30 protein-coding genes and 4 pseudogenes are annotated in these 25,342 nt (G+C 70.1%); 15 read left to right on the top strand and 19 right to left on the bottom strand.

Translation table 11 applies throughout. The features are described 5' to 3' along the window. Nucleotides 1-138: 138 nt before the first annotated feature. Nucleotides 139-669 carry a gamma carbonic anhydrase family protein gene (locus K6K41_RS03615; RefSeq protein WP_261403938.1) on the top strand — a complete coding sequence of 177 codons (531 nt, stop codon included), beginning with the start codon at nt 139-141 and terminating at the stop codon, nt 667-669. Between the two features lie 105 nt (nt 670-774). Here K6K41_RS03615 and K6K41_RS03610 read toward each other — a convergent pair whose 3' ends face one another. From K6K41_RS03610 to K6K41_RS03600, 3 genes are all read right to left on the bottom strand, one after another. Beyond that, nucleotides 775-1,410: a transglutaminase-like cysteine peptidase gene (locus K6K41_RS03610; protein WP_261403937.1), complete on the bottom strand. Its 636-nt coding sequence runs from the start codon at nt 1,408-1,410 to the stop codon at nt 775-777. Nucleotides 1,411-1,844: 434 nt separating this feature from the next. Then, complete coding sequence (locus K6K41_RS03605; protein WP_261403936.1) at nt 1,845-2,441, bottom strand: PilZ domain-containing protein; 597 nt, start codon at nt 2,439-2,441, stop codon at nt 1,845-1,847. A 110-nt stretch (nt 2,442-2,551) separates the two neighbouring features. Beyond that, nucleotides 2,552-3,148: a PAS domain-containing protein gene (locus tag K6K41_RS03600; RefSeq protein ID WP_261403935.1), complete on the bottom strand. Its 597-nt coding sequence runs from the start codon at nt 3,146-3,148 to the stop codon at nt 2,552-2,554. A 215-nt stretch (nt 3,149-3,363) separates the two neighbouring features. On the opposite strand from K6K41_RS03600, the gene K6K41_RS03595 reads away from it, so the two are divergent. The 3 genes from K6K41_RS03595 to K6K41_RS03585 all read left to right on the top strand — a co-directional run bounded on the left by K6K41_RS03595 (nt 3,364) and on the right by K6K41_RS03585 (nt 5,097). Further along, the gene (locus tag K6K41_RS03595) at nt 3,364-4,188 is read left to right on the top strand and encodes a rhomboid family intramembrane serine protease (protein WP_261403934.1); all 825 of its coding nucleotides are present in this window, start codon (nt 3,364-3,366) and stop codon (nt 4,186-4,188) included. Between the two features lie 87 nt (nt 4,189-4,275). Continuing rightward, entirely contained in the window at nt 4,276-4,707 is a 432-nt protein-coding gene (locus K6K41_RS03590; RefSeq protein ID WP_261403933.1) for a CBS domain-containing protein, read from the top strand. A gap of 15 nt (nt 4,708-4,722) precedes the next feature. Further along, nucleotides 4,723-5,097, top strand: a complete 375-nt coding sequence (locus tag K6K41_RS03585) for a SecDF P1 head subdomain-containing protein (protein WP_261403932.1) — start codon at nt 4,723-4,725, stop codon at nt 5,095-5,097. Nucleotides 5,098-5,106: 9 nt separating this feature from the next. On the opposite strand, the pseudogene thrS reads toward K6K41_RS03585, so the two are convergent. Beyond that, a pseudogene (gene thrS / locus K6K41_RS03580) lies at nt 5,107-7,081 on the bottom strand (threonine--tRNA ligase). Nucleotides 7,082-7,618: 537 nt separating this feature from the next. Continuing rightward, nucleotides 7,619-8,047 (bottom strand): annotated as a pseudogene (locus K6K41_RS03570) (iron-sulfur cluster assembly scaffold protein); the annotation flags it as partial. Between the two features lie 183 nt (nt 8,048-8,230). Here K6K41_RS03570 and folE point away from each other — a divergent pair. The 5 genes and pseudogenes from folE to K6K41_RS30150 all read left to right on the top strand — a co-directional run bounded on the left by folE (nt 8,231) and on the right by K6K41_RS30150 (nt 10,513). Continuing rightward, nucleotides 8,231-8,896 carry a GTP cyclohydrolase I FolE gene (gene folE / locus K6K41_RS03565; RefSeq protein ID WP_261403931.1) on the top strand — a complete coding sequence of 222 codons (666 nt, stop codon included), beginning with the start codon at nt 8,231-8,233 and terminating at the stop codon, nt 8,894-8,896. Nucleotides 8,897-8,984: 88 nt separating this feature from the next. Beyond that, nucleotides 8,985-9,431, top strand: coding sequence for a phosphoribosyl-AMP cyclohydrolase (gene hisI, locus K6K41_RS03560; protein ID WP_261403930.1), 447 nt, complete (start codon nt 8,985-8,987; stop codon nt 9,429-9,431). An 80-nt stretch (nt 9,432-9,511) separates the two neighbouring features. Then, entirely contained in the window at nt 9,512-9,958 is a 447-nt protein-coding gene (locus tag K6K41_RS30160) for a patatin-like phospholipase family protein (RefSeq protein WP_428978566.1), read from the top strand. After that, nucleotides 9,882-10,037 (top strand): annotated as a pseudogene (locus K6K41_RS30155) (hypothetical protein); the annotation flags it as partial. The gene K6K41_RS30160 and the pseudogene K6K41_RS30155, both read left to right, overlap by 77 nt. Before the next feature lie 272 nt (nt 10,038-10,309). Beyond that, a complete protein-coding gene (locus tag K6K41_RS30150; RefSeq protein ID WP_428978621.1) occupies nt 10,310-10,513 on the top strand; it encodes a patatin-like phospholipase domain-containing protein in 204 nt (67 codons plus the stop codon). A 15-nt stretch (nt 10,514-10,528) separates the two neighbouring features. Here the strand turns inward: K6K41_RS30150 and K6K41_RS03550 are convergent, their stop codons facing one another. Then, nucleotides 10,529-11,710 carry a hypothetical protein gene (locus K6K41_RS03550; RefSeq protein WP_261403929.1) on the bottom strand — a complete coding sequence of 394 codons (1,182 nt, stop codon included), beginning with the start codon at nt 11,708-11,710 and terminating at the stop codon, nt 10,529-10,531. Between the two features lie 159 nt (nt 11,711-11,869). On the opposite strand from K6K41_RS03550, the gene K6K41_RS03545 reads away from it, so the two are divergent. Then, nucleotides 11,870-12,439, top strand: a complete 570-nt coding sequence (locus K6K41_RS03545) for a nitroreductase family protein (protein WP_261403928.1) — start codon at nt 11,870-11,872, stop codon at nt 12,437-12,439. Next, entirely contained in the window at nt 12,439-13,038 is a 600-nt protein-coding gene (locus K6K41_RS03540; RefSeq protein ID WP_261403927.1) for a flavin reductase family protein, read from the top strand. The genes K6K41_RS03545 and K6K41_RS03540 overlap by 1 nt, the downstream gene beginning before the upstream one ends. Here the strand turns inward: K6K41_RS03540 and K6K41_RS03535 are convergent. After that, on the bottom strand, nt 13,035-13,742 hold the full coding sequence (locus K6K41_RS03535; protein WP_261403926.1) for an aldolase/citrate lyase family protein: 708 nt from the start codon (nt 13,740-13,742) through the stop codon (nt 13,035-13,037). The genes K6K41_RS03540 and K6K41_RS03535 overlap by 4 nt on opposite strands. 336 nt (nt 13,743-14,078) lie before the next feature. Between K6K41_RS03535 and K6K41_RS03530 the strand changes: the two genes are divergently transcribed. Genes K6K41_RS03530 through K6K41_RS03520 form a run of 3 tightly spaced genes read left to right on the top strand, consistent with a single transcriptional unit; the run spans nt 14,079 to nt 16,176 of the window. Beyond that, entirely contained in the window at nt 14,079-14,336 is a 258-nt protein-coding gene (locus tag K6K41_RS03530; protein WP_261403925.1) for a hypothetical protein, read from the top strand. After that, complete coding sequence (locus tag K6K41_RS03525) at nt 14,309-15,037, top strand: hypothetical protein (RefSeq protein WP_261403924.1); 729 nt, start codon at nt 14,309-14,311, stop codon at nt 15,035-15,037. Before K6K41_RS03530 ends, K6K41_RS03525 begins: the two co-directional genes overlap by 28 nt. Beyond that, nucleotides 15,034-16,176 (top strand): DUF2336 domain-containing protein, encoded by a 1,143-nt coding sequence (locus tag K6K41_RS03520; protein ID WP_261403923.1) that lies wholly within the window; start codon nt 15,034-15,036, stop codon nt 16,174-16,176. The genes K6K41_RS03525 and K6K41_RS03520 overlap by 4 nt, the downstream gene beginning before the upstream one ends. Nucleotides 16,177-16,193: 17 nt before the next feature. Here K6K41_RS03520 and K6K41_RS03515 read toward each other — a convergent pair whose 3' ends face one another. The 4 genes from K6K41_RS03515 to K6K41_RS03500 form a co-directional block, all read right to left on the bottom strand. Next, nucleotides 16,194-16,721: an Hpt domain-containing protein gene (locus K6K41_RS03515; protein ID WP_261403922.1), complete on the bottom strand. Its 528-nt coding sequence runs from the start codon at nt 16,719-16,721 to the stop codon at nt 16,194-16,196. A gap of 13 nt (nt 16,722-16,734) precedes the next feature. After that, nucleotides 16,735-17,277: a response regulator gene (locus tag K6K41_RS03510; RefSeq protein ID WP_261403921.1), complete on the bottom strand. Its 543-nt coding sequence runs from the start codon at nt 17,275-17,277 to the stop codon at nt 16,735-16,737. Nucleotides 17,278-17,344: 67 nt separating this feature from the next. Further along, the gene (locus K6K41_RS03505) at nt 17,345-18,124 is read right to left on the bottom strand and encodes an NAD kinase (protein WP_261403920.1); all 780 of its coding nucleotides are present in this window, start codon (nt 18,122-18,124) and stop codon (nt 17,345-17,347) included. Between the two features lie 108 nt (nt 18,125-18,232). Beyond that, nucleotides 18,233-18,793: an MBL fold metallo-hydrolase gene (locus K6K41_RS03500; RefSeq protein WP_261403919.1), complete on the bottom strand. Its 561-nt coding sequence runs from the start codon at nt 18,791-18,793 to the stop codon at nt 18,233-18,235. A gap of 1 nt (nt 18,794) precedes the next feature. On the opposite strand from K6K41_RS03500, the gene K6K41_RS03495 reads away from it, so the two are divergent. Beyond that, a complete protein-coding gene (locus tag K6K41_RS03495) occupies nt 18,795-19,292 on the top strand; it encodes a hypothetical protein (protein WP_261403918.1) in 498 nt (165 codons plus the stop codon). A 55-nt stretch (nt 19,293-19,347) separates the two neighbouring features. Here the strand turns inward: K6K41_RS03495 and K6K41_RS03490 are convergent, their stop codons facing one another. The 8 genes and pseudogenes from K6K41_RS03490 to ssuC form a co-directional block, all read right to left on the bottom strand. After that, nucleotides 19,348-19,860 (bottom strand): FAD/NAD(P)-binding protein, encoded by a 513-nt coding sequence (locus tag K6K41_RS03490; RefSeq protein ID WP_261403917.1) that lies wholly within the window; start codon nt 19,858-19,860, stop codon nt 19,348-19,350. Between the two features lie 304 nt (nt 19,861-20,164). Then, the gene (locus tag K6K41_RS30935) at nt 20,165-21,769 is read right to left on the bottom strand and encodes an LLM class flavin-dependent oxidoreductase (protein WP_487308362.1); all 1,605 of its coding nucleotides are present in this window, start codon (nt 21,767-21,769) and stop codon (nt 20,165-20,167) included. Then, on the bottom strand, nt 21,742-21,966 hold the full coding sequence (locus tag K6K41_RS30930) for a hypothetical protein (protein WP_487308361.1): 225 nt from the start codon (nt 21,964-21,966) through the stop codon (nt 21,742-21,744). Before K6K41_RS30930 ends, K6K41_RS30935 begins: the two co-directional genes overlap by 28 nt. Then, nucleotides 21,963-22,934 (bottom strand): sulfonate ABC transporter substrate-binding protein, encoded by a 972-nt coding sequence (locus K6K41_RS03475; RefSeq protein WP_261403915.1) that lies wholly within the window; start codon nt 22,932-22,934, stop codon nt 21,963-21,965. The genes K6K41_RS30930 and K6K41_RS03475 overlap by 4 nt, the downstream gene beginning before the upstream one ends. 40 nt (nt 22,935-22,974) lie before the next feature. Then, nucleotides 22,975-23,097 (bottom strand): hypothetical protein, encoded by a 123-nt coding sequence (locus K6K41_RS03470; protein WP_261403914.1) that lies wholly within the window; start codon nt 23,095-23,097, stop codon nt 22,975-22,977. A gap of 20 nt (nt 23,098-23,117) precedes the next feature. Further along, nucleotides 23,118-23,519 carry an NAD(P)H-dependent oxidoreductase gene (locus K6K41_RS03465; RefSeq protein WP_261403913.1) on the bottom strand — a complete coding sequence of 134 codons (402 nt, stop codon included), beginning with the start codon at nt 23,517-23,519 and terminating at the stop codon, nt 23,118-23,120. Then, the gene (locus K6K41_RS03460; protein WP_261405628.1) at nt 23,516-24,286 is read right to left on the bottom strand and encodes an ATP-binding cassette domain-containing protein; all 771 of its coding nucleotides are present in this window, start codon (nt 24,284-24,286) and stop codon (nt 23,516-23,518) included. Before K6K41_RS03460 ends, K6K41_RS03465 begins: the two co-directional genes overlap by 4 nt. A 111-nt stretch (nt 24,287-24,397) precedes the next feature. After that, a pseudogene (ssuC, locus tag K6K41_RS03455) lies at nt 24,398-25,145 on the bottom strand (aliphatic sulfonate ABC transporter permease SsuC). Between the last annotated feature and the right edge of the window lie 197 nt (nt 25,146-25,342).

Genomic DNA, 25,342 nt, shown 5'->3' with positions numbered 1-25,342 from the left:
GGACGGATTGGAACGATTTCAGATAATTCGCGGGGTGCGACGCGCCTGTGACGGGCGGCGCGGCTCGTTCCCGTTGGACGGGACGGCGAGGCTTCGTTATTCCGGCGGAAGGTGCTGGACCTGCCCAAGGAGGAACGATTGGCGCTCTATTCGCTCGACGGGGTGAGCCCCAAAACGCCCGCCAACGGCCGCTTCTTCGTCGCGGAGACCGCGGTGGTGATCGGCGACGTGACGATCGAGGAAGACGCCAGCATCTGGTTCGGCGCGGTGCTGCGCGGCGACAACGACCCGATCGTCATCGGGGCGCGCTCGAACGTGCAGGACGGCTCGGTGCTGCACACCGACCCCGGCTACCCGCTGATCCTCGGGCCCGACTGCACGATCGGCCACGCGGCGATCGTCCATGGCTGCGAGATCGGCGCCGGATCGCTCATCGGCATGGGCGCGACGGTGCTGAACGGCGCGAAGATCGGGAGGTCCTGCCTCGTGGGCGCCGGCGCGCTGGTGACCGAGGGCAAGGAGTTTCCGGATTTCTCGATGATCCTCGGCGCGCCGGCGAAGGTGGTGAAGACGCTCGGGCCGGAGTGGGAGATCAATCTGATGGGCACCGCCGGCCGCTACGTGGCCAATGGCCGCCGCTACCGGGCCGGGCTCGTCAGGATCGACTGAAAATGGCGAGGCCGGCTCCTGGGCGGGAGCCGGCCTCTGGCTTGCGGTCGGTCGGGGCGGGAGTGGGGACGTGACCGGCCGCGAGCATCCCTGGAAAGCTTCGGCTCAGGGCGTGGCGACGCCGGCCGGGCCGATGCCGTCGCCGAGCATGACCCACAGGTTGGGGTCGGTCTGCGACTGGCGCTTGATGAAGGTGTAGCCGGTCTCGAACCACGGCTTGACGTCGTCGGCCTGGTTGTCGAGGGCGTAGTCGCCGCGGTCGGTGACGACGGTGAGAATGGCGTGGCCGTCGCCCTTGAGGTCGCGGACGACCGTGATCAGCAGCGCCTGGCGCGGCCAGCCGGCCTCGATGAGGCGGCGGCGCTTCTCGAGCACGTAGTCCTCGCAGTCGCCGTAGCCGGCGGTCGGATACGTCCAGAGCTCCTCGACGCCGAACTGCTCCTGATCGGTCATCGGCTGGATCTGGACGTTGACGCGGCGGTTGACGCGGTCGAGCTCGGCGACGCGGGTCGGGGTGAGCTTCACCCACTGGGCCTTGGCCGGAGCGACGTCGCAGTCGATCTCGCTGGTGCGGCAGAACTGGATCCAGCCGATCGGCGCCTTGGCGGCGGCCTCGACCATCATCGGCGTCGCCTGGGCGAGCTTGACGGTCTGCGCGGCGGCGGTTCCTGCCGTAGTAAATCCGCCGGCAACCAGTCCAAACAAGATGTAAATCGCGCTGTTCTTGATGTTCTTGAGCATTTGCAATCCCCGTCCTGTCCCGGGATGCAAAGTCTCACATTCGATTTGCTGTCGGTCTAAGTCGAGATAGCGTGTTTTAGCGACCAGATTTAGGATTTAAATACTTTTCGAAAATCAATTGTTTAGAGTTGCATTGGGTGTTTTGTTTACCACGGTGGCGACCGCGAAGAGAATGAGGGGAAGACTTGGTGGGCCAAACGTTAACGGCGCCCCGTTTTCCGGGGGGTCGATTATCAAAGCCTCAACCATGTTTTTGAATGCCCATTCATCGCGGGCCCCGGTCTAGGCCGGGCTAGGCTGCTTTTCCAGGCCCTGGGCCGGACCGTGCGGGACGCTCGCAGAGCCTGAAAGCCCTGGAGACGGCGCAAACAAAAACGCCGCCCGGTGGGGCGGCGTCTTGAAGCTCTGAGAAGAAAGAGAAAGGGCGTGGAGGCTCAGCCGAACTGTTCGGCGAGCTGCTCCTGGTTCTGCGGCCTGTTGAACTCGACGGCGAGGCCCTTGTCGAAGTGGCGCACGACGCGCGCCGCCGTCTTGCCGAGCATCACCGGCGCGCCGATCGGAAGCTGCAGCGTCGACTGCACCGCCGCGCCCGACAGCGACACGTCGATGATGCGGACCTCATGCTCCTCGCCGTCCTCGGTCACGAGCATCGCGCGCGGGTTGCGCGGCGTAAGGCGTTCGTGGCGGCGATCCTCCGGCAGGCCCAGCATCGAGCGGTTGGCCAGCCAGGTGAGCTGGGCCGCGAGCTTGTCGCGCTTGCGGATCGTCGCGCCGACCGTCATGGCGAAGCCGTTCGGGATCGCGCGGACCATCTGGCCTTCGACGCGGCCGACATGGTCGAGATAGACCACCACGCGCTCGCCCTGGCTGGCGGGCACCGGCGCGATCAGCGCGAGGCCGCCGGGCGACATGTCGACGGTCTGGCACGGATATTCGCGCCGCGACGACAACATGTAGCGTCCGAGCAGCGCGACTTTCACGCGCTGGTGGCGGCGACGTTCGTCCGAAAAGGGCGCTTTAAGGGAAAACATCGGCGACATGTCCGCGAGCGCCATGCGCGGAGAGAATCCGCGCATCCGGCAATGACCAAAAACTAGGGCCGCTCGGTTAACGGCGGGTAAGCTCGCAGGCGAGAATGCGCTCAGCGTCCGCCGTCAAACACCATGAATCTGCCGATCTTGCGTCCCACTGCGGCGATGGTCGAGGCCGCGGGAGCCATCGGCGACTCCATCGGCCGGCGCCGGCCGCTCGGCCAGATCATCCGCAGCGAGGTCAGTTCGAAGCGGGTCACGAGGCAGGCGCCGAGCCAATAGGGCGTCTCAACCGGCGCGAGCGAGCCGAGCAGGCGCGCATGGGTGCGGCCGCGATGGCGAAGCGGCAGCAGCCCGATCTCGAGATCGAGCTTGCGCCCGAGGTCGGTCGAACCCTGCGCGCCGATCACGGCGACGGCGGCGTCGTCCGACACCGTCCCGAGCGCGCCGAGCACCGTGGCGCGGTCCGGCCCGGACCACAGCGACAGGAAGGACTCGCCCTTCATCTCATGGCCCGTGATCGAGCAGATGCGCGAGCCCGACAGGCGGAACGGATAGCCGGAGTCCTGGTCGGCCTCGAGAATAAAGGTGTCGCCCAGCGCGCTGCGGATCGCGGCCGGATCGACGTCGGCGCGTTCGGGCGCCGCGCGCTCTCCCCGGAGACGGTTCCAGTATCCGAACAGATCCTTCGTCGCGGCGGCTTTCATGGGCGGCCCTTTCAACACTCTTGCATGGTCCCGGCGTGCCGTTCCGGGACAGACGCCCGGCGCAGCTCGCGGTTAACGAGGTATTGAGCAGGGGCCGTGCCAGTCGGGCGATCACCAAGCGCCGGCCTTGCAATCGCCGCAGCTTCGCGCGATCGCTCAGCGGCCGGGGAGGCCGTCCCGCCTCCACGCCGTCCTCGAACGAACGGACCTCACGCGTGCCGTCCCAGCGGGAACCCGCCTTCAACGCGCCGGCCTCGGTGCTCGCCTTGCTCGGCGCGTGCGTCGCCGTCCACGTCGTCCGCAGCCTGATCGGCGAGAACGCCGACATCGACGTCATCCTGCGCTTCGCATTCATCCCGGCGCGCTACGACCCGGCCTCTCCCTACGCCGCCGACTTCCTGGGCGGGGACGCGGCCAAGGTCTGGACCTTCGTGTCCTACGCCTTCCTCCATGGCGACTGGATGCATCTCGCCGTCAATTCGGTGTGGATGCTCGCCTTCGGCAGCGCCGTCGCCTGGCGGTTCGGGTCCGCGCGCTTCCTGGTCTTCTCGGCGGTCACGGCCGCGGCCGGCGCGGCCACCCATCTCGCGTTCCATTTCGGCACGCCGCTGCCGGTGGTCGGCGCGTCGGGCGCGATCTCGGGCCAGATGGCGGCCGCGACCCGCTTCATCTTCGAGGCCGGCGGGCCGCTCGGCGCCTTCCGTCGCAACGGCCGCGAGGCCTTCCTCGCTCCGGCCGAACCGCTCTCCCGCGCGATCCGGCGGCCGCAGGTGATCGTGTTTCTCGTCGTCTGGTTCGGCATGAACCTCGTGTTCGGCCTCGGCGGCGTGCCGTTCTCCGAAGAGGGCGCCACCGTCGCCTGGGAGGCGCATATCGGCGGCTTCCTCGCCGGGCTCGCTTTGTTTCCGCTGTTCGATCCCGTGCGGGCGCGCCCGACGTCTCATCCCAATGACGTGTGGGGCGACGGCTTGCACGAGGACGGGGGTCGCCCTCATGATGGCGGAACCGGGGCCGCCGAACGGTCGCCGCAGGACCGCTGAGGCGATCGCCGGACGGCCCTCCGCCAGGGTCCGGACGATCCGGACCCGTTTCAACGCCGCGCCAGACGGCGAGAGGAGGGATGCGAAATGAAGGTCGAGACCATTCTCGCCGCCAAGGGCCATTCGGTCGTGACCGTCAGGGCCGAGGATCCCGTCTCGAAGCTCGTTTCGACGCTTGCGGCCAAGGGGATCGGCGCCGTGATCGTCGCCGACGCAGACGGCGGCGTCGCGGGGATCATGACCGAACGCGACGTGGTGCGCGTCATCGCAAGCGACGGCCGCGAGGCGCTCGACCGCCCGGTCGGCGACTTCATGACCCGGAAAGTGGTGACCGCCACCCCACACGACACGCTCGATTTCCTCTCCGAGCGCATGACTCGCGGCAAGTTCCGCCACGTGCCGATCATGGATCACGACCGCCTCGTCGGGATCGTGTCGATCGGCGACGTGGTGAAGCATCGGATCGAGTCGATCGAGGCCGAGGCCTCGGCGATGCGGGACTACATCGCCACTGCCTAGATCCCAGGAAACTCGATGCTCGTCCGTTCGCTCGCCGGCATCCTTCTGGCGGCGGCCGTCGCCGTCGCGGCGCACGCCGCAACGGGAAGCGTGAGGCTCAAAGCCGACGACGCGACCGTGACGTTCGACGCCGACGGCCGCGCGCAGGTGGTGATCAAGCTCAACCGCCTCTCGTCGCTCAACCTAGCGACCTTCACGCGCGATCGCGTCGGCCTGACGGTGGACATTCTGATCGACGGCGCGGTGGTGATGTCGCCCGTCATCCGGTCGCCGATCGAGGGCGGCCAGATCGCGATCGCGCCCGCTTCGGAGGACTCCGCTCTGGCGCAGCGTCTCGCCGACAGGCTCAAGGCCGGCGAGACGATCCTGGTCCGGACGCGCGACCAGTAAGGCCGAGGCTCACTCCGCCGCCAGCGGGCGTCCGTCTGCGAGCCGCGCGCGCCTGACGTCCGGCGGGGTCGCCTCGTCGGCGAGCGCGGCGACGCATTCGTCGAGCGTCATCGAGGTCTGGCCCTGGCTGCCGAGGCGGCGGACCGACACGCCGCGCGTCTCGGCTTCGCGCGCCCCGACCACGACGAGCGCCGGCGTCTTGGTCAGCGAGTGCTCGCGGACCTTGTAGTTGATCTTCTCGTTCCTGAGATCGAGCTCGACCCGAAGCCCGGCCTTGCGAAGCTCGGCCGCGACCTCGAGCGCATAGCCGTCGGCCTCCGACGTGATCGTCGTCACGATCGCCTGCACCGGCGCGAGCCAGAGCGGGAAATGGCCCGCGAAATGCTCGATCAGGATGCCGGTGAAGCGCTCGAGCGAGCCGAAGATCGCCCGGTGGATCATGACGGGATGATGCTTCTCGCCGTCCGCGCCGATGTAGAAGGCGCCGAAGCGCTCGGGCAGGTTGAAGTCCACCTGGATCGTGCCGCACTGCCAGTCGCGGCCGATGGCGTCGCGCAGGACATATTCGAACTTCGGCCCGTAGAACGCGCCTTCGCCCGGATTGACCGCCGTGGTCACGCGGTTGCCATAGCGCGCCTCGATCTCCTTCAGCGCGTCGCTCATCACTGCTCGGCGCGGTCCCACAGCGCGTCGGAGCCGACGCGCTTTTCGGGCCGGGTCGAGAGCTTCAGCATGATGCGGTCGAAGCCGAAGTCGGAATACATGCCGAGGATCAGCTCGTTCAGCGCGAGCGTCTCGGCCATGAACTGCTCGTCGGTGCAGAAGATGTGCGCGTCGTCCTGGGTGAAGGCGCGAACCCGCATCATGCCGTGCAGCGCGCCGGACGGCTCATAGCGGTGCACGATGCCGAATTCGCCCATGCGGATCGGCAGTTCGCGGTAGCTGCGAAGCCCGTGCTTGAAGATCTGCACATGGCCCGGGCAGTTCATCGGCTTGATCGCGAAGACGCGGTCGTCCTCGGTCTGCGTGACGAACATGTTCTCGCGATACCAGTCCCAGTGGCCCGACGTCTGCCACAGCGAATGGTCGAGGATCTGGGGCGTGTTGACCTCGACGAAGCCGGACGTGTTCACGACGCGCCGCGAATAGGCGATCAGCGTCTGGAACAGCGTCCATCCCTTCGGGTGCCAGAACACAGCGCCGGGGCCTTCCTCCTGAAAGTGGAAGAGGTCCATCTCGCGCCCGAGCCGGCGATGGTCGCGCTTCTCGGCCTCCTCCAGCATGTGAAGGTAGGCGTCGAGCCCGGCCTTGTCGGGGAACGCCGTGCCGTAGATGCGCTGGAGCATCGGGTTGTTCGAGTCGCCGCGCCAGTACGCGCCCGCGACCTTCATCAACTTGAAGGCGTCGCCGACCTTGCCCGTGGACGTCATGTGCGGACCGCGGCAGAGGTCCATCCACTGCCCTTGCGCATACATCTTGATCGTCTGGTCGGCGGGGATGGCGTCGACCAGCTCGACCTTGAACGTCTCGCCCTTGGCCGCGAACCAGTCCTTGGCGCGGTCGCGGCTCCAGACGTCCTGGTGAACGGCATGTCGCGCGCGATGATCTTGCGCATCTCGGCTTCGATCGCGGCGATGTCGTCGGTGGAGAACGGCTCTTCGCGGTGGAAGTCGTAGTAGAAGCCGTTCTCGATCACCGGGCCGATGGTGACCTGCGTCTGCGGCCAGAGATTCTGCACGGCCTCAGCCAGCACATGCGCGCAGTCGTGGCGGATGAGCTCGAGCGAGCGCGGGTCGTTGCGGTCGAGGAACTCGATCCGGGCGTCGTTTTCGATCTTGTCCGCAAGGTCGACCACGACGCCGTCGAGCGCCATGGCGACGGTGCGCTTCAGCAGGGATTTGGAGATCTGGCCGGCGATGTCGGCGCCCGTGACGCCGTGCTCATAGGATTTCTGGGCGCCGTCGGGAAACGTGACGAGAGGCATGGTCTTCTCTTTCCGCTCACTCACTGCCTACGAACGCAGGTAAGCGATTTCAGGGGTTGGTCTTCGCCGCGTCAGCTCGGGTCGACGGCCTCGCAAATCGGCCGCCGCGCCCGGCGCGCGTAGGCCACGGCCTAGACCACGTCGCGTCCGAAGGCAATTCGCGCGGCACGGGCTCGAAGCCGTCGCCGCCCCAGGGATTGCAGCGGCAGATCCGGCCCGCCGCCATCCAGCCGCCGGCCCATGCGCCATGGCGGGCGAGCGCCTCGTCGGCGAACTCCGAGGTCGGCAGGTAGCGGCAGCGCCGCCCCATGAACATCGACAGCGAATAGCGATAGGCGAGAATGGGGAGGCGGAGAGCCGAGGCGAGCGGGGGGCGTGGAGGGAAAGGGAAGGGACGCGGGCGTCATCCCGGCCGAAGCGCGGCGAAGCGCCGGGATCGTCCTCCGCAGAGCGCGGCGTCTCCGCTTGCGCCTCGTTCCGAGGCGATCCCGGATCGGCCTGCGGCCGTCCAGGATGACGCGCGTGCCGCTCACCCGCCCGCTTCTTCTCGATCTGGTCGAGCGCGTCGACGACGGCGTCGAAGGTGAGCAGCGTCGAGGCGTGGCGGGCCTTGTAGTCGCGCACCGGCTCCAGCACCTTGAGATCCTCCCACACGCCGTCCGGCGCGGGGCCGTTGTCCTTCAGCATCGCCCGCATCGTTTCGCGCACCTCGCGCAGCTCCTGCGCGGTGCGGCCGACCACGGTGCGGGCCATCACGGAGGACGACGCCTGGCCGAGCGCGCAGGCGCGGACCTCATGGGCGAAGTCCGTCACCGTCTCGCCGTCGAAGGCGAGATCGATCGTCACTGTCGATCCGCAAAGTTTCGAATGCGCCGTCGCGGTCGCGTCCGGCGCTTCGAGGCGGCCGATGCGGGGAATCTCGGCCGCGAGCTCGAGGATCCGGCGGTTGTAGATGTCGTCGATCATCGATCGAGTCTCTTGATGGTCCTGTCGCCGAAGTCGCATTGTTCGATCGGCCTCGTTGCCTATATATGAACTCGCGACGCGCCCCGCCATGATCGGCCGCCGTAAGCTGAAGCCTCGCTTCGGCCGGTTGATCGGGGTTCAGTCGTCGCGCGTATGGGGCTAGCGCCCCCAAGAGGTTCTTTCATGGACGCTGTCGTTCAGCACCCCCGGGCCCGCGTTCCGATACCGGCGCCCAAACATTCTTCTGTCCCTGCCGAATTCGTCCAGCCGCGCCCGACCCGGGAGCAGGCCGAGGCGGCCGTTCGCACGCTCATCGCCTGGGCCGGCGACGACCCGACCCGCGAGGGCCTCATCGACACGCCCAAACGCGTCGTGAAGGCCTATGGCGAGCTGTTCGCCGGCTACGGCAAGGACGGCGCCGAGGATCTGCTGCGCGTGTTCGAGGAGGTCGCCGGCTACGACGACATGGTCGTGCTGCGCGACATTCCGTATTTCTCGCACTGCGAGCACCACATGGTGCCGTTCTTCGGCAAGGCGCATGTCGCCTATTTCCCGTCGAACGGCGTGGTGGGACTGTCGAAGATCGCCCGCGTGGTCGACGTCTTCGCCAAGCGCCTGCAGACGCAGGAGACGCTCACCTCGCAGATCGCCGAGGCGATCGACGAGCACCTGAAGCCCCGCGGCGTCGCCGTGATGCTCGAGGGCGAGCACATGTGCATGTCGATGCGCGGCATCCAGAAGGCGGGCGTCTCGACCGTGACCACGCAGTTCACCGGCGTGTTCAAGGACGAGCCGGCCGACCAGGCACGCTTCATCACCATGGTGCGCACCGGCCATCCGAGCCGCTGAACGCTGTTGGGGCCAGGGCGGGCGTGAAGGGCCGGCTCGTCCGGCCCTTTTCTTATGCCTCGCCGCCGTTCGCCCGGGACATCGCTCCATGACCGTCACGTTCCCCGCGCCGGGCTCGCACGACGAGCTCGAAGAAGGCCAGCGGCTTACCCCGAAGTTCGACCGGGACGGGCTCGTCGGCGCGATCGTGACCGACGTCGAGACCGGCGACGTCCTGATGTTCGCCCACATGAACGCCGAGGCGCTCGCCGCCACGATCGAGACCGGGGTCGCGCATTTCTTCTCGCGCTCGCGCGGCAAGCTGTGGCGCAAGGGCGAGACCTCGGGACACGAGATGTCGGTCGCCGAGATGCGGGTGGACTGCGACCAGGACGCTCTGTGGCTTCGTGTCCGCGTCGCCGGCACGGGCGCGGCCTGCCATACGGGCCGCAAGTCGTGCTTCTACCGCGCCGTGCCGACCGGCGAGGTCGGCGCGCCGCTTCGCCTCGTCGACGACGCGCGGCTGTTCGATCCCGCCAAGACCTACGGCGGCTGACGCCGCGCGCCGCGCGTTCAATCGGCGTTCACGCGGCCATGGGATGATCGCTCCGTCGCGAGAGCGAGGGTTCGGGTTCGGTGTTCCCCAGTCTGTCATCGCTGATCTCTCGTCCGGCCTCGATCGCCGAGACCGGGGACGCCGGCGCGCCGGAGCCGCAGGGCGACCGCCGACCGGTCTTCGCGCTCGCGCTCGGCGGCGGCATCGCGCGCGGCTGGGCGCATATCGGCGTCCTGAAGACGCTCGACGCCGCAGGCGTCAGGCCAGACATCGTGACGGCACCTCGGTCGGCGCTGTCGTCGGCGGGTGCTGGGCGGCCGGAAAGCTCGACGAACTCGAATCTTGGGCGCGTTCGCTCACCCGGCGTCGCATGTTCGGGACTGCTCGACGTCAGCTTCGGCGGCGCGGGCCTCATCGGCGGCGGCCGCCTCAAGGCGCAGCTCGAGGCCAATCTCGGCGACATCGCGATCGAGGATCTCGACGTCCGCTTCGCCGCGATCGCGACCGAATTACACCACCGGCCATGAGGTCTGGCTCGGCCGCGGGCCGCTCGCCGAGGCGATCCGCGCCTCTTATGCTCTGCCCGGCGTGTTCGAGCCGCTGCGCATCGGCGGCCGCTGGCTGATGGACGGCGCGCTGGTCAATCCCGTGCCGGTCTCGGCCGCCCGCGCGCTTGGGGGGCGGATGGTGGCGGCGGTCAATCTGCAGAGCGACGTCTCGGGCCGCGGCACGGTGGTGCAGTCGATCGGCGCGAGCGAGCGCGATCAGGAGGCGGCCGAGGATCTCACCTGGTTCGCGCGCATGCGCGGCGCCCGGAGATCCGGCGGGGAGCCGGCCGCCCGGCGCCCATCGAGGACGGCCCCGGCATTCCCGCCGTCATGGTCGACGCCTTCAACATCATGCTCGACCGGATCTCGCGTTCGCGCCTTGCGGGCGATCCGCCCGACGTCACCATCGGGCCGCGGCTCGCCGACATCGGCCTGTTCGACTTCCACCGGGCCGCGGAGTCGATCCGTCTCGGCGAAGAGGCCGGCGAACGCGCGATCGAGCCGATCCGCGAAGCGATGCGGGCGCTCGCCTGAATGAGCGGACTGTCCTTAGCGGACCGCGACTTCCACAGTGGCGTTGACGCCCGTGCGCACCGCGAAGCTCTGCTGGTAGAGGCGTCCGTCTCGGCGCGCGATCGCCATGTAGTCGCCTTCGGCCAGCACGACGCTCGAGAGCGCGCCGATCGAGTCGCGGATCACGTCGCCGCCGGGCGTCAGGATCGTCCATGACGTGTCGCGCAGCTCCGGTCCTCCGGGCGACTGCACGAGCTTCAGCGAGACATGGGCGGCCTTGTGGTGGACCTGCGCCTCGACAAGCTTGCCGGGCGCGACCTTCAGGTCGGCTTCGACATTGGCGTTGGCGTCGCCATAAACCGAGGACACATGATAGGAGCCGGCCGGAAGCCTCAGGAGCTGGCCGGGCTTCACGTCCTCCGCGACCGTGCGGGCGACGCCGCCGTCGTCGCGCGTGAGCGTGAAGGTCACGTCGCCCTCCGGCGCCTGCTGTCCGCCCACGAAGGCGGTGAGGCGCACCGCGCCCGCGGGCAGCACCATGGTCTGGCTGGTGGGCCGGCCGGCCGCCACCGTGACGAATTTCGCGGCGCTCACGAGGCCGTAGACCGCGTGGACGATGTAGGCCCCGGGGTCGACCTCGAAGCGCGGACGGGCGTCGTTCGATTCCGCCACCAGCATGTGCTCGCCGTTGGCGTCGGCCTGATCGGTGAAGAGACGCCACTTCACGCCGCTCGGGATGGCGGAGCCGTTCTCGTCGAACTGGCCCTGGAGCGTCAGGAACTGCTTGGCGAGCGGCGCCGCGCCTGCGCCGAGATCGGTCGGCGGCGACGTCGTGGTCGTCGTGGTCGGCCGCGACGCCGCGCCGGGCGCGAGATTGGGCAGGCGCATCTGGTCGACGATGGCCGGGTCGAGCCGATCGATCCGCTCGGGCGAAAAGACGGGGGCGGGAGGCGGCGCGGGCCGGGACAGGGTCGGCGGCGAAAGCGCGTCGGGGCCTGCGGGTCCGATGAGGTTCATGCGGCCGGTGATGACGCCGCCGAAACTCGGCGCGTTTCTCGGCCCGGCGCCCGAACGGGCGGCCTCTCCGGCGTTCGGAAGGCCCCCGGGCGCGAGCGCCCCGCCGGGCGCCGCCTGCGCGAGGGCGTCCCCGGCCGAGGTGACGGCGAGCGCCGAGGCCGTGAGAAGACCGGCGAGCAAGGACGGCGAACGACGACCCATGGGCCGAGCGATGCCATCAGCGGACCGCCAAGGCAAGCGTCCGAATGGGCGCCCCGGCCCCCCGTCCCCAGCGGGGCTCGCGGATGGCGACGCCTTGGCCGGTCGGCCGCGGATCGTGCTAAGCCCTCGCGCGACCAGTCACGTCCGCCGGAGCCTCCCATGTCAGACACGATCGAGCTGCTCGCCGCGCGCCGCTCCGTGCCCGCCAACGCGCTTTCCGAGCCGGGACCGAGCGACGCCGAACTGGAGCAGATCCTCACCCTGGCCTCGCGCGTGCCCGATCACGGCAAGCTCGCGCCCTGGCGCTTCATCGTGATCGCAGGCGAGGGCCGCGCCGAGCTCGGCCGTCGGCTCGCGGAGCTGCTGCGCGAGACCGATCCTTCGGTCTCCGAGGCGCGCCTCGGGGCGCAGTCGGCCTGCTTCTCGCAGTCCGCGCTCGTCGTCGCCGTCGTCAGCACGGCCGCGCCCCATGTGAAGATCCCCGAATGGGAGCAGGAGCTTTCGGCCGGCGCGGTCTGCATGAACCTCTCGGTCGCGGCGAACGCGCTCGGCTATGGCGCGCAGTGGCTGACGGGCTGGGCGGCCTATGAGCCGCGGGCCCGCGAGCTCATCGGCCTCGCTCCGCAGGAGCGCGTCGCGGGCTTCCTCCATCTCGGCACGCCGACCGAGCGTCTGCCCGATCGCCCGCGGCCGGAAATCGCCAAGATCACGACCCGCTGGAGCGCGTGATGTTCTACGAGCCGATCCTCGGGCACGGCCTGCCGCACGACCCGTTCAAGGCGATCGTCGCGCCGCGGCCGATCGGCTGGATCTCGACGCTCGACGTCCGCGGCCGGCGAAATCTCGCGCCCTACAGCTTCTTCAACGGCGTCTGCGGCTCGCCGCCAATGGTGATGTTCTCCTCCGAGGGCTTCAAGCATTCGGCCGAGAACGCGCGCGACACCGGGCAGTTCGTGTGCAGCCTCGCGACCCATTCGCTGCGCGAGCAGATGAACGTCACCTCCGCGCCGCTCGCCAAGGGCGAGGACGAGTTCTTCCGCGCAGGACTCGCCGCCGCCCCGAGCCGCACCGTCCGTCCGCCGCGCGTCGCAAAAAGCCCCGCGGCGCTCGAATGCCGAACCATCAGCGTCACCGAGCTCAACGACATGCATGGCGCCGCGACCGGGCGCTACGTGGTGATCGGCCAGGTCACCGGCGTCCACATCGACGACGCCTATCTGGTCGACGGCCTGTTCGACACCGCCAAGGCCCAGGCGCTCGCGCGCTGCGGCTACATGGACTACGCGACGGTGTTCGAGACGTTTTCGCTCGCGCGGCCGCAGAGCTAGCGGGCCGCGAACGTCTCCTGCGCGATCGCCGCCTGATTTACGTCGAGCGAGATCTTGCCCGAAAAGCCGTCGCGCCGGGCGCGTTCCGCCTCGCCCCGGAAGGCGCCAGAATCGCGCGTCGAAAACGGGCTGTCGAGCGCCGGTAGGCCCGCGTCGGCGGCGGCCGCGAGAGCGAGCGTGCGGGCGGTCTGGAGCGGGTCGCTCCAGCGCCCGTCGGCGTCGCGCGGCTCCTCGTCGCCGAAATCCGCGCCGAGCGCCTCGCCGTCCCAGGCGATCGCCGCCAGCCGCGGGGTGGCGACCGCAAAGCCGATCAGCCCGAACAGCGACGCCGTGGTCTCGGCGACCGCCACGATCGAGATCTCGCCGTCGTCCAGCCCGCCGGCGGCTTCCGCGACCGACAGGAGCGCGCCGAGGTGCTGGAGATCCGCGCCGGTCTCTGCTGCCGTCGTCGCCACGGCGTCGGGCCTCAAGGGCCCAAGCGCCGCAAGCTGCTCCGCGCCGCCATCGTCGAGCGGCGCGAGCTTCAGGACGACGAGCGGGCCGTCGGCGCCGGGACGCGCGCGCAGCCGCCGTGCCACGGCCTCGAGACCGGCGGCGCCGGCTTGGCCGAGATCGAACAGCAGGGCGTCCGCTCCGCCCGAGATCGGATCGCCCGGCGAGGCGACGAGGACGGATCGGATCGGACCGGCGTGAAAGCGTCGCAAGCTCTGGGTCTCCTAGGCGTTCGGCGGTGCGTTAACGAGCGGTTTACCATGTCGGCCGCATCCTCGTCGCAACGGGCCGGAGTCGGCGCCGGATGGGCGTCCCGCCCGGGACGTGAAGGGTCACGAGCGCGAAGTCGATGGAGCTCCTCACTCCCGCGGACGCCGCAGGCCGCGTCACCGCGGCGCTGAAGAGCGCGGCGGAGGCGACCGGCGCAGGCTTCGATTATCTGCTGCGCACCGCGACCCCGCGAATCCTCCCTCAACGCCACGGCCAAGAACCCGTCGTCCTCCGCCCGCGGCCTGTTCCAATTCATCGATTCGACCTGGCTCGAGGTGATGAAGGAGGAGGGACCGGGCCTCGGCATGGGCGCCGCGGCCGGCGACATCGCCAAGACCGCGTCCGGCCGCTATGTCGTCGCCGATCCCGCCCGGCGCGCCGAGATCCTGGCGATGCGCGACGATCCACAGGCCTCCGCTTTGCTCGGCGCCGCCTTCGCAACGCGCAGGCGTTCGAGAACGGTCTCGGCCGCGCGCCGAGCGAGGGCGAGCTCTACGCCGCTCATTTCATGGGCGCGCAGGGCGCGATCGAGCTGACGAGCCTCGCGACGGCGACCCCGACCGCTTCGGCCGCAGCCGCGTTCCCGTCGCAGGCGTCCGCCAACAGATCGATCTTCTATGACGGCGGCCGCGCCCGCACCGCCCGCGAGGTCTACGACCGGCTGACCGCGACGCCGTCCGGAACCGCGATCGCCGCGACGTCTCCCGCCGCAAAGACCACGCGGCCGATCCTCGCGCTGCAGGCTACGAACGAGGCCTCGGTCGCGCCCTACAATGGCGGGCGCGAGAACGACGGCCAGGCGTTCCATTCGCTGTTCAAGACCGGCCGGCGCACGCCCGTCGCGTCCTACGTCCAACAGGCCTGGGCCGGCTTCGGCTCGGCGGGCCTCGCCGCGGACGGCGCATCGGTGAAGGCCGCGGCGAGCGCGATGGGCTACGCCGCGGCTCCGACCGCCGCGGCCGCGACGCCGCGCGCCGAGGCCGCAGCGGCGGCCGTCGATCTCGCCGGCCGCGCCCGGGCCGCGAAGCCGCGCGCCGCAGCCACGATCACCCCGCGCGCCACGCCTGCCGCGTCCGGAGCTTCGATCACTCAGAGCACGGCCGTCCAGCCTGCGCCCGCCGCCGTCTCTGCGCTGGCGGGCCGCAAGGTCGAACCCGCCACCACCTTCCTCGGGATCCAACTGCCGTCCTGGCTGACCACGGGTTCCGCGTCGTCAACCGCGCGAGGCCGGCCGTGATCGTCGAGCGCTATCTCGATTGGGCGTCGTCCGCGCCTGCGCATATGCGCGCCGAAGCTGCGGGAGCGCTCGCGCGCTCCTATCTCCATGGCGAGCTCGACGCCCATGTGCGCGAAGAGGTCGAGGCGGCGCTGACGCTCGCGCTCGACGACGACCATGTGGCGGTGCGGGCCGCGCTCGCCGACGCGCTCGCCGCCTCTCCGGACGCGCCCCCCGCGCTCATTCTTTCGCTCGCCCAGGACGTGCCCGACGTCGCCGATCCGGTGCTGTCGCGCTCGCCGGTGCTGGGAGATCTCGAGCTCGTCGATCTCGTGGCCCTCGGGGGCTCGCGCGCGCAGCTCGCGATCTCGGGCCGCCGGCAGGTCTCCGGACCGCTCGCCGCGGCCATCGCCGAGGTCGGCGACGCGCGCGCCTGCGAGCGTCTCGCCTCCAACCGCGGCGCTCATCTCACCCGCGCGGCCGCCTCCCGGATCGCCGAGCGCCACGGCGCCGACGGCGCGACGCGCGACGCGCTGCTCACGCGCGAAGAGCTCGGTCCCGAGATCCGCCAGCGGCTGATGCGCTCGGTCGCCGAGGCGCTTTCGGCTTTCGTGTCGAGTCGCGGCTGGCTCGACGCCGGCCGCGCGCGCCGCGCCGCTGACGAGGCCTGCGAGCGCGGACTCGTCGTCATCGCCTCCGACGCGCCGGACCGCCGCGCCTTCGTGCTGCATCTCGCCGAGCGCGACCTGTTCTCGCCGAGCCTTGCGCTGAGGGCGCTCCTGAGCGGCGACCTTGCGCTGTTCGAGGCCGCGCTTTCCGCGCTTTCAGGGCAGGATCCGGTCCGCGTGGCGGGCTTCGTCCGCGACTTCGAGGGGCGCGGCTTCGAGGCGCTCTATCAGCGCGCGGGCTTCCCCCGCTCGGCGCTCGGCGCCTTCCGCGGCGCGCTCGCCGCGGCGCGCGAGGTCGGCTTCGCGGAGATGGGATCGGCCGCGCTTTCGCGCCGGATGGTGGAGCGGGCCCTGACCGCCTGCGAGGGCGCCGATCTCGACGTCTCGTCGCTGCGCGCCATGCTGCGCCGCCTCGCCGCCGAGGCCGCGCGCGAAGACGCCCGGCGCACGCTCGGCGAGCCCGCCCGGCGCGTCGCGGCGGCGGCGGCCTGACGGCTCCGGGAGAGCAGTCAGGCGTCGTTCGAAAGGCCCGGGATCGTCTGGCGCCGCAGTTCCGCAAGGCGGCGCACCAGCGCGACGCCGAGCGGATGGTCGCGGTCCCGCACGTCCTCGCGCACCATGGCGCGGACCGCTTCCACATGACGGTCGACCAGGCTCTGGGGCGAGGCTTCGGCCAGCCGCTCGATCATGGTGCAGAGCCCGTCCGCGACTTCGCCCGCGAGCGGAAAGCCGAGCGTGGCGGCCTGGCCGCGGATGTCGTGCGCGGCGCGATAGAGTTCTTCGAAGTCGCCCGTCGAATGCGTGATCGACGCCCGGCGGCGCGCGTCCTCGAGCGCGTTGATCTCCGAATCCATCCACTGGTCGAATTCGTTCTCGAGCAAGGTGAGCGCATGCTCGGCGCGGCGCACGGGATCGGCGAGCCGTTCGTCCGGATCGACGCGCTGCGCGACGCGCGCCTTCAGCCTGTTGGGCGGACGCAGGATGATGTGGTCCGCATAGGTCTCGGTCGGGACGTCGAGGGGCGGCTGGTCGGCCATCGGAGCCTCGCGATCACTGGTTCACGGTTTCGCGGATCCGGTCGACGCCCGAGTCGATCAGCACCGTCTCGTTGACGCGGCGTTCGGGTCCGCTGTAGGCGGCGGCGCCGCTGCGTCTGCGGTCCGGCCCGAAATAGTCCTTGGTGCGCACGAAGGCGCGCGGATGCAGCACGCAGTTCAGCACGCGCTGGTGCAGGGCCTTGGCGGAGATCGGCTTGCAGAGGAACTCGGTGACGCCGGCGTCTCTCGCGCGCAGCACGCGGCTCTTCTCGGAATGGCCGGTCAGCATGATGATCGGCACGTAGGGGTTCACCCCGCTTTCGGGGCGGCGGATCATCTGCACCAGCTCGATGCCGTCGAAAATCGGCATCGACCAGTCGACGATCAGGATGTCGGGCAGGTGGGAGGTGAAGAGCTCGAGGCCGGCCGCGCCGTCTTCGGCCTCATAGACCTCGCGCGCGCCGAAACCGTGCAGCAGCGTACGCACGATCCGACGCATATGGGCGTTGTCGTCGACGACCAGAATGCGAAGTTTCGTGAAATCGACGCGGATCATCTTGGGCTGCGCACACGCGAGGGCAGCTCATCATGACGAAACGTTGTTAACGCTCCGTTTCAGGTTGTCACCAGCCGAATTGCTCGGCGAGGATGCGCTCGTCGAGGCCGTGGCCGGGGTCGTGGAGCATCACGAGATCGGTCTTCCGGTCGAGCGCGATCTCGACGCGACGGATGTTGCGGAACTCGGTGTTGTCGGCCACCGCCGCCACCGGGCGCTTGTCGTCCTCGATCACGTCGATCGCGACCGCGGCGCGGTCCGGCAGCAGCGCGCCGCGCCAGCGGCGGGGCCGGAAGGGCGAGATCGGCGTCATGGCGAGCAGGGGGCTCGCGAGCGGCAGCAGGGGCCCGTGGGCCGACAGGTTGTAGGCCGTGGAGCCCGCAGGCGTCGCCACCAGCACGCCGTCGCAGATGAGCTCGGCCATGCGGGACTTGCCGTCGACCTCGATGCGGAACTTCGCCGCCTGGTAGCTCTGGCGCCAGAGCGCGACTTCGTTGATGGCCTTGGCGACGTGCACCCGGCCCTCGCGGTCGCGGGCGCGCATGGTCAGCGGATGGATAACCGTCCGTTCGGCGGCCGCGAGGCGCTCGACGAGGCCGTCCTCGATGTATTCGTTCATGAGGAAGCCGACCGAGCCGCGGTTCATGCCGTAGATCGGCATGCGCCGGCCCATGGTCTCGTGCAGCGTCTGCAGCATCATGCCGTCGCCGCCGAGCGCCACCACGACGTCGGCCTCGGCCTGCGGCGCGTCGCCGTAGCGGGCGACGAGCGCCTCGAGCGCGGCGCGGGCGTCGTCGGCGGCGCTCGCCACGAAGGCGATCCGCTCGTAGCGCTTGCGATCGTTCATGGCCGCCGTGACGTCGTCTTCCGAAGCCGCGAAAGGGGAGGGAGCGCGGCGAGAGCGCGCTTTATACGCAAAGCCGCGCGGGCGTCCATTGAACTTAGCGCGTCGTCGTTAAAGCGCGGGGTTCCACTGCTCGGGAACGAAGGCGAATTCGCGCACGCTGCGCTGCGCGATGTGGCCGACGGCGGGGAAAGGGAAGTGATAGCCGGACACGAGCAGCTTGTCGGTCGCCGCCATGTCGAGCATGCGGCGGCGCGTCTCCTCGGCCATTTCGGGATCCATGTCGAAGATCGCGTGCCAGCCGGGATTGCGCACGAACAGCGCCGGATGGTTGGTGACGTCGGACCAGACCAGAAGCTGCTCTTTCTCGGACGCGATCCGGAACGCCATGTGGCCAGGCGTGTGGCCGTAGGCCGGAATGGCGTAGATGCCCGGCGCGGGCTCGGTGTCGCCCTTGTAGCGGCGCACGTCCTTGGCCATCGGGTCGAACACCGCGCGCACGATCTTGAAGGCGTTGACGAGGCCCGCCGGCGCGCGGCTCATCGCGCCTTCGTCCATCCAGAAGTCCCATTCGGCCTCCGGGACCACGACCTCTGCGTTCGGGAAGGCGAGCGTCCCGTCCTTCAGGCGGATGCCGCCGATGTGGTCGGGGTGGAAATGGGAGATCAGCACGGTGTCGACCGCTTTCGGATCGACGCCCGCTGCGGAGATTCTCGTAGAGCTGGCCCGCGGTCGGGGCGAGGCGTCCGCCGGTGCCGGCGTCGATCAGCACGAGGCGGCTGCCGGTGTTGACCACGAGCGCCGTGAAGGTGATCGGCAGCGTCTCGGTCGGGATGAAGGCGTCTTCGAGGGCCTTTCGAACGTCCTCGAGCGGGGCGTTCTTCACGAAACCGGCGTCGAGGGGGCGGCGGGCGAGGCCGTCGGTCAGCGCCGTGACCTCGAACGAGCCGACCTTGTAGCGATAGACGCCCGGCGACTGGCGGCCGGCCGCGGGCGCGGCGGCGCGCGCGCCCGATCCCGCGACGGGGATCGTCACGGCGGCGCCGGCGGCGGTCAGCACGGTTCTGCGCGACATGATCGACATGTGGTCCCCTCCAGCGTGAGTGCAACTAGGTCAGGCGGGATCGGGCAGGCAACAGGCGAGCGGGCGGCCGGCGTCACTCTTGCGTGACGCCGGCCGGACTTGCGGTAACACACCGGAATGGAAAGAGGCGAGGCCTCGCGGTTCAGGCGACCGCGCGGACTTCGACCTGAAACGCGGCGTCGGCGGCGCGCAGGGTTTCGCAGGCGACGAACTCGGCGTGCCGCGCGACTTCGGGCAATCCCATGAGCTCTCCGAAGGTCGCCCGCGCCAGCGGACCGGCGATCCAGATCAGACCGGAGGGCGCGCCGTCCGGGCCGAGCGCGCGGCTCAGCTCGTCGGTCGCGACGCCGAGCCGCAGGCGGTCGGACGTCACCAGGCCGGCTGCCGCGAGGCGCCGCATGAGCGGATCGGCGTCGCAGATGCCGCGATGCGCCGGCCCCGTGGCGAGCGCGACGGCGTCGAAGGCGACGGTCTCGGTCGCGCCGCGCCGCCTCCGGATCGCGACCTCCAGCCCCTCGACGCCCGCGCGAGCCGAGACCGGCTCGCCGGCGAAGACCTCGAGCTGGCCCGACGCGCGCAGCCGCGCGATCGCCGCCTCGACCTGGGGCGCGACCCGGAAGCGGTGGACGTCCCAGAATGTGCGCAGCCGTCGCACGACCTTGCGGCGCTCGCTTTCCGGAAGCGCTGTCCAGAGGGCGCGGCCCTGGTTGCGGGCGGCGTCCAGGACGTGCTGCCACGGGATGTCCGAGGCCCCGGCGGCTTCGACGGTGCGGCGGATCCGACCAGAAGCTCGAGCGCGGTTCTGGCGGGCTGGCGGTCGAAGGCGCCGAACTCGCCGGGTCGGTCGGCGTGGCCGCGCGACAGCAGGCCGCGCCGGGAGACCGCCACGATTGGGCCGCGATGGCCGCGGCGTTCGAGCGAGGCGACGATGTCGGCCATGGTGAGGCCGGTTCCCACGATCAGAAGGCGCGCGTCAGGCGAGAGGGCGTCGAGCGCGGCGCGGTCCTGGGGTCGGGGATGAGCCGCGGATCGCCGAGGACGGCGTCGAAGGCCGCGGGAGCCGCGGGCGCGGGATGGGTGGCGGCCAGCACGACGAACGACGCCGCGACCGCCTCGCCGCCGGCGAGATGAACCACGCAGCCGCCGTCGGCGCTGCGGTCGACCGAGACGGCCCTGTCGCGACGGTGCTCGATCGCGCCTGCGAGCAAATAGGGCTCCATTGTCTCGGCCGCGTAGCGCCCGAAAACCTGACGGCGCGGAAAGGCGCGGCCGTCAGGCGTCACCGCCTCCGGATCCTCGACCAGCGCGCCGTCGGCCTTCAGCCACCGCTCGAAGTGGCAGGGATCGGACGGCACGAAGCTCATCCGGCTTGCGGGCACGTTGATGCGGTGCGCGGGGTCGGCCGTCGAATAGGCGACGCCGCCGCCGAGCGCCGATCGCGGCTCGACGACGACGATGCGGAAGCGTGCGGGCGCGCGGCGGGCGAGCTGGTGGGCGACGACCGCGCCGGTGAAGCCGCCGCCGATGACGACGACGGTCTGGCGGTCTCCCTCGCCCGGCGCGCCGGGAACGCAGCCCGCCCCGTCGCTCACGACTGGGAGACCCTCAGCGCCGGACGGGCGTCGTTGGCGATGGTCTCGCCGAACGGGCCCATGTTGACGCTGGTGGCCGCCGGCGCCGTCGTGGTCGAGAGCGGCAGCAGCGGGAACACCAGCTCGGCGAAGCGGTAGGCCTCCTCGAGATGCGGGTAGCCGGAGAGAATGAAGGTGTCGACGCCGGCCGCCATGTACTCCTTCATCCGCTCGGCCACGGTCTCCGGATCGCCGACGAGCGCGGTGCCCGCGCCGCCGCGCACGAGCCCGACGCCCGCCCACAGGTTCGGGCTGACCTCGAGCTTCGCGCCGGCCGCCATGGAGCGCGGCCATGCGCTGCTGGCCGACCGAATCCATGCGGGCGTAGACCTTCTGGGCGGCCGCGATGGTCTCGTCGTCGAGGTTCTCGATCAGCTTGTCGGCGGCGGCCCATGCCTCTTCGTTGGTCTCGCGGACGATGACGTGGAGGCGGATGCCGAACGACACCTCACGGCCCTCGCGCTTGGCGAGCGCGCGCACCGCCGCGAGCTTCTCGGGCGACCTGCGCCGGCGGCTCGCCCCAGGTGAGGTACTTGTCGATGGTCTTGGCGGCGACTTCGGAGGCCGCGGGCGACGAGCCGCCGAAGTAGAGCGGCGGCCCTTCGGGCTGGTCGGCGCGAACAGCAGGCGGCCGTCCTCGATGCGGATGTGGTCGCCCTTGTAGTTCACCGTCTCGCCGGCCAGCAGCGCCTTGTAGACCTCGAGGAACTCGCGGGTGACCGCGTAGCGCTCGTCGTGGTTGAGGAAGATGCCGTCGCCGGCGTTCTCGGCCGGATCGCCGCCCGTCACCACGTTGATGAGGAGGCGTCCGTTCGAGATCCGGTCGAGCGTCGCGGTCATGCGCGCCGCGACGGTCGGCGACTGGAGGCCGGGTCGCACGGCCACGAGATAGCGCAGCCGCTCGGTCAGCGGGGCGAGCGCGGAGGCCACCACCCAGCTGTCCTCGCAGGGCGGCCGGTCGGCAGCAGCACGCCGAAATAGCCCAGGCGATCGGCCGCCTGGGCGACCTGTTCGAGATAGGGAAGGTCGACCGCCCGGCCGCCCTTGGTGGTGCCGAGATAGCGGCCGTCGCCATGGGTCGGCAGGAACCAGAGGACGTTGGCGGTTTCCGGGGGGGTGAACTCGGTCATTTCGCGACATCCGCGGTCTTGAGCTTCAGGACGGCGTCTTCGACGACGATGGGCTTGGGCAGGAGCTTCAGCTCGAGGAAGGTGTCGGCGATCCGCTGCTGGGCGGCCGCGACGTCCGGGGTGAGAGGCCGCACGCCGAGCCCGAGCCGCGATATCGCGACCGTCAGGAGCGGCGCCGGGATGCCGACGAGAGGAGAGAGCTCGGCCGCGGCGGCGTTCGGATCCTTGGCGACCCAGTCCTCCACCTTGCGGAGCTCGTCGAGAGCGATCTGCAGGACGTCTTCGTTGTCCTTGGCGTAGTCGCGCGATGTCAGGAAGAACTGGTGGTTCTCCACGATGCCCTCGCCGGTGGTCAGCACCCGCGCTCCGGCGGCCTCCGCGCCTGCGAAGAAGGGATCCCATACCGACCAGGCGTCCACCTTGCCGCTCTCGAAGGCCGCGCGGCCGTCGGCCGGCGCCAGGAACGAGATCTTGACGTCCGAATATGCGACGCCGCCCTTCTCGAGCGCCTTCACCAGCAGGTAGTGGGCGTTCGACCCCTTCGCGACGGCGATGTTCTTGCCCTTGAGATCGGCCAGCGTCTTGATCGGGCTGTCCTTCTGCACCAGGACCGCCTCGGCCTTGGGCGAGGGCGGATCGTTGGCCACGTAGGCCAGCTTGGCGCTCGCCGCCTGCGCGAAGATCGGAGGCGCTTCGCCGGTCGTTCCGAAGTCGACCGCGCCGGCGTTGACCGCCTCGAGCAGCGGCGGCCCGAACTGGAACTCGGCCCATTTCACCGTGACGCCGAGCGGCTTCAGCTTCTCCTCGAGCGTGCCCTTGCCCTTCAGCAGGATGAGCGTGCCGTATTTCTGGAAGCCGATGCGGATGGTGCGGTCGGCCGCTTGCGCGCTCGTCGCGCCGATGAGGGCCGCGGCGACGAACGCGGCGGAGGCGAGGCGCGAGACCCGCGTGAGGGTGGGGGAGGTCATCTGTTTCGTCTTGTCGGTTTGGGGACTGGGGGGTGTGGGGTCAGGCCGCGGCGGAGGAACGGACCGCGACGGCGCTCGAGGCTTCCCGGACAAGCGTCTCGATGCGCGCGCGCACCCGCTCGTCGGCGACATGGCCTTCGGCGCCGATGTCGCGGTCGACCACGAAAACGGCGGTGCCGAGCGTCAGCGCGTCGAAGGAGCGAACAGCGGACGCATCTGGTGCTCGACCGCGAGCGCATGGCGGTCGCTGCCGCCCGTCGCGAGCAGCGCCACCGGCGCGCCGGTCAAGGCGCGGTAGTCGACGAGGTCGATCAGGTGCTTGAAGAAGCCGCTGTAAGAGCCCTTGTAGATTGGAGAACCGGCCACGATCAGGTCCGCCTTTTCGATCGCCGCCAGCGCGGTTTCGACCGGTTCGGCCGCAGGGCGCGAGAACGACCGGCCGAGCTCCGGGGCGAGTTCGGCGACGTCGACCAAGGTCACGGCGCCGCTCGTGCGCGCCGCGACGCGTCGCGCGACGTCCTCCACGAGAAGGCGGGTGCGGGACGGCTTTCCAAGGCTGCCCGCGATGGCGACGATCGAAGTCACGCGATCGCCCTCCGGGCCTCGGGCGCGTCCGGCGCCGCGACGCCCGGACGGTCGTCCGAGGGGCGGCCGCCGGCGTTGAACAGCTTGTCGAGAATGGTCTCCTCGAGGCGGCCGATCTCGGCGGACCCGCGGCGGCGGGGCCGGGGAAGGTCAACGGTGAGGTCGAGGTCGATGCGGCCGTCCTCGATCAGCACCACGCGGTCGGCGAGCGCGAGCGCTTCGGAGACGTCGTGGGTGACGAGGATCGCGGTGAAGCCCTGGTCGAGCCACATGTTCTCGATCAGCTCCTGCATCTCGATGCGGGTGAGCGCGTCGAGCGCCCCGAGCGGTTCGTCGAGCGCCAGCAACTGGGGACGCGAGACGAGCGCGCGGGCGAGCGCGACGCGCTGTCGCTGGCCGCCCGAGAGGACCGACGGCCAGTCGCCCCCACGATCGGCGAGGCCGACCTGCGCGAGCGCGGCCTGAGCGGCGGCGCGCGCAGCCGACTTCGGTTCGGACGACGGCAGGCCGACGCGGACATTGTCGATCACGCGCGCCCAGGGCAGCAGGCGCGGCTCCTGGAACATGATGCGGCCAAGGCCCGCGCGGCCGCCGCCGACCGTGACCGCGCCCTTGGTGGGCGTCTCGAGCCCGACGACGGTGCGAAGCAGCGTGCTCTTACCGCAGCCCGATCGTCCGACGATGGCGAGGAACTGGCCGGCCGGGACCGTGAGGTCGACGTTCTTCAGCACCTCTTTCGGGCCGAATGACTTCGAGAGGCCGCGCAGCGCGACCGAAGCGCCGGAGCCGGAGGTCTTGGCGCGGAGCGAGAGCTGCTCGGCGCGCGTTCCGGAGCCTCGGAGCGGGCGAGGCGAACGGGGCGGTGATGGCTTTGGCTGTCATGGAGGAGGGGCGCCTTCAGGCCGGGAGATAGGCGGGTGCCAGGACAGCGTCGCCCGCTCGAGCGTTGGCGATCGAGTCCGCGAGTTTTCCGAGCAGCGCGTAGATGAGGATCGCGAACACCACGACGTCGACCATCATGAATTCGCGGGCGTTCATGGCCATGTAGCCGAGGCCCGAGGAGGCCGAGATCGTCTCGGCGACGATCAGCGTCAGCCACATGATGCCGAGCGCGTAGCGCAGCCCGACGAAGATCGAGGGCAGCGCGCCGGGCAGGATCACCTTGGTGAAGAGCGTCGCGTTCGACATGCCGTAGGCGCGGCCCATCTCGACGAGCTGGGCGTCGACGGTGCGCACGCCGTGCAGCGTGTTGAGATAGATCGGGAAGAACACGCCGAGCGCGACGAGGAAGATCTTCGCGGTCTCGTCGATGCCGAACCACAGGATCACGAGCGGGATCAGCGCGAGATGCGGCACCGTGCGGATCATCTGCAGGGTCGGGTCGACGAGCCGCTCCGAGAGCCGCGACAGGCCGTTGCCGAGGCCGAGCGCGAAACCGATGCCGCCGCCGATCAACAGGCCGACGCCCGCGCGCCAGGTCGAAATCCAGATGTTGGTCCAGAGTTCGCCCGACAGCGCGAGCTTCCAGCCCGCGGCCGCGATCTCGGTGGGCGCCGGCAGGACGCCCCCCGAGATCAGGCCCGCGCTCGACAGCGCCTGCCACGCGACGAGGATCCCGACCGGCAGGATGAAGGATGCAGGGGGATCGGGCGTCGAACGACATGGCGTTCCTCGCTGTACTGGACTTCAGGGCGCGCAGACGCGCCCCGGGAGGAGATGACCGTGACGCCGCCCGCATGCGGCGTCGCACCAATGTCCACACAATCCATAAAGCAAGTCAACAATGTTTCGATTGGGATGTGGAGGCTGGGACGCCAGATGGC

Origin of the sequence: Chenggangzhangella methanolivorans (assembly GCF_019797865.1) — a bacterium.
GTDB classification, from domain to species: Bacteria; Pseudomonadota; Alphaproteobacteria; order Rhizobiales; family Methylopilaceae; genus Methylopila; species Methylopila methanolivorans.
This window is presented reverse-complemented; position numbering and strand designations above follow the sequence as displayed.

Bases quoted from the DNA above. Each gene is read 5' to 3' on its own strand.
- K6K41_RS03525 (WP_261403924.1), top strand. From the start codon at position 14,309: ATGGGCGCGCAGGGCGCGATCGAGCTGACGAGCCTCGCGACGGCGACC.
- K6K41_RS03590 (WP_261403933.1), top strand. From the start codon at position 4,276: ATGAAGGTCGAGACCATTCTCGCCGCCAAGGGCCATTCGGTCGTGACC.
- K6K41_RS03600 (WP_261403935.1), bottom strand. From the start codon at position 3,148: ATGAAAGCCGCCGCGACGAAGGATCTGTTCGGATACTGGAACCGTCTC.
- hisI (WP_261403930.1), top strand. From the start codon at position 8,985: ATGACCGTCACGTTCCCCGCGCCGGGCTCGCACGACGAGCTCGAAGAA.
- K6K41_RS03475 (WP_261403915.1), bottom strand. From the start codon at position 22,934: ATGACCTCCCCCACCCTCACGCGGGTCTCGCGCCTCGCCTCCGCCGCG.
- K6K41_RS03545 (WP_261403928.1), top strand. From the start codon at position 11,870: ATGTCAGACACGATCGAGCTGCTCGCCGCGCGCCGCTCCGTGCCCGCC.
- K6K41_RS30150 (WP_428978621.1), top strand. From the start codon at position 10,310: ATGGTCGACGCCTTCAACATCATGCTCGACCGGATCTCGCGTTCGCGC.
- K6K41_RS03605 (WP_261403936.1), bottom strand. From the start codon at position 2,441: ATGTTTTCCCTTAAAGCGCCCTTTTCGGACGAACGTCGCCGCCACCAG.
- K6K41_RS03510 (WP_261403921.1), bottom strand. From the start codon at position 17,277: ATGATCCGCGTCGATTTCACGAAACTTCGCATTCTGGTCGTCGACGAC.
- K6K41_RS03505 (WP_261403920.1), bottom strand. From the start codon at position 18,124: ATGAACGATCGCAAGCGCTACGAGCGGATCGCCTTCGTGGCGAGCGCC.
- K6K41_RS30930 (WP_487308361.1), bottom strand. From the start codon at position 21,966: ATGACCGAGTTCACCCCCCCGGAAACCGCCAACGTCCTCTGGTTCCTG.
- K6K41_RS03550 (WP_261403929.1), bottom strand. From the start codon at position 11,710: ATGGGTCGTCGTTCGCCGTCCTTGCTCGCCGGTCTTCTCACGGCCTCG.
- K6K41_RS03540 (WP_261403927.1), top strand. From the start codon at position 12,439: ATGTTCTACGAGCCGATCCTCGGGCACGGCCTGCCGCACGACCCGTTC.
- folE (WP_261403931.1), top strand. From the start codon at position 8,231: ATGGACGCTGTCGTTCAGCACCCCCGGGCCCGCGTTCCGATACCGGCG.
- K6K41_RS03610 (WP_261403937.1), bottom strand. From the start codon at position 1,410: ATGCTCAAGAACATCAAGAACAGCGCGATTTACATCTTGTTTGGACTG.
- K6K41_RS03530 (WP_261403925.1), top strand. From the start codon at position 14,079: ATGAAGGAGGAGGGACCGGGCCTCGGCATGGGCGCCGCGGCCGGCGAC.
- K6K41_RS03515 (WP_261403922.1), bottom strand. From the start codon at position 16,721: ATGGCCGACCAGCCGCCCCTCGACGTCCCGACCGAGACCTATGCGGAC.
- K6K41_RS03585 (WP_261403932.1), top strand. From the start codon at position 4,723: ATGCTCGTCCGTTCGCTCGCCGGCATCCTTCTGGCGGCGGCCGTCGCC.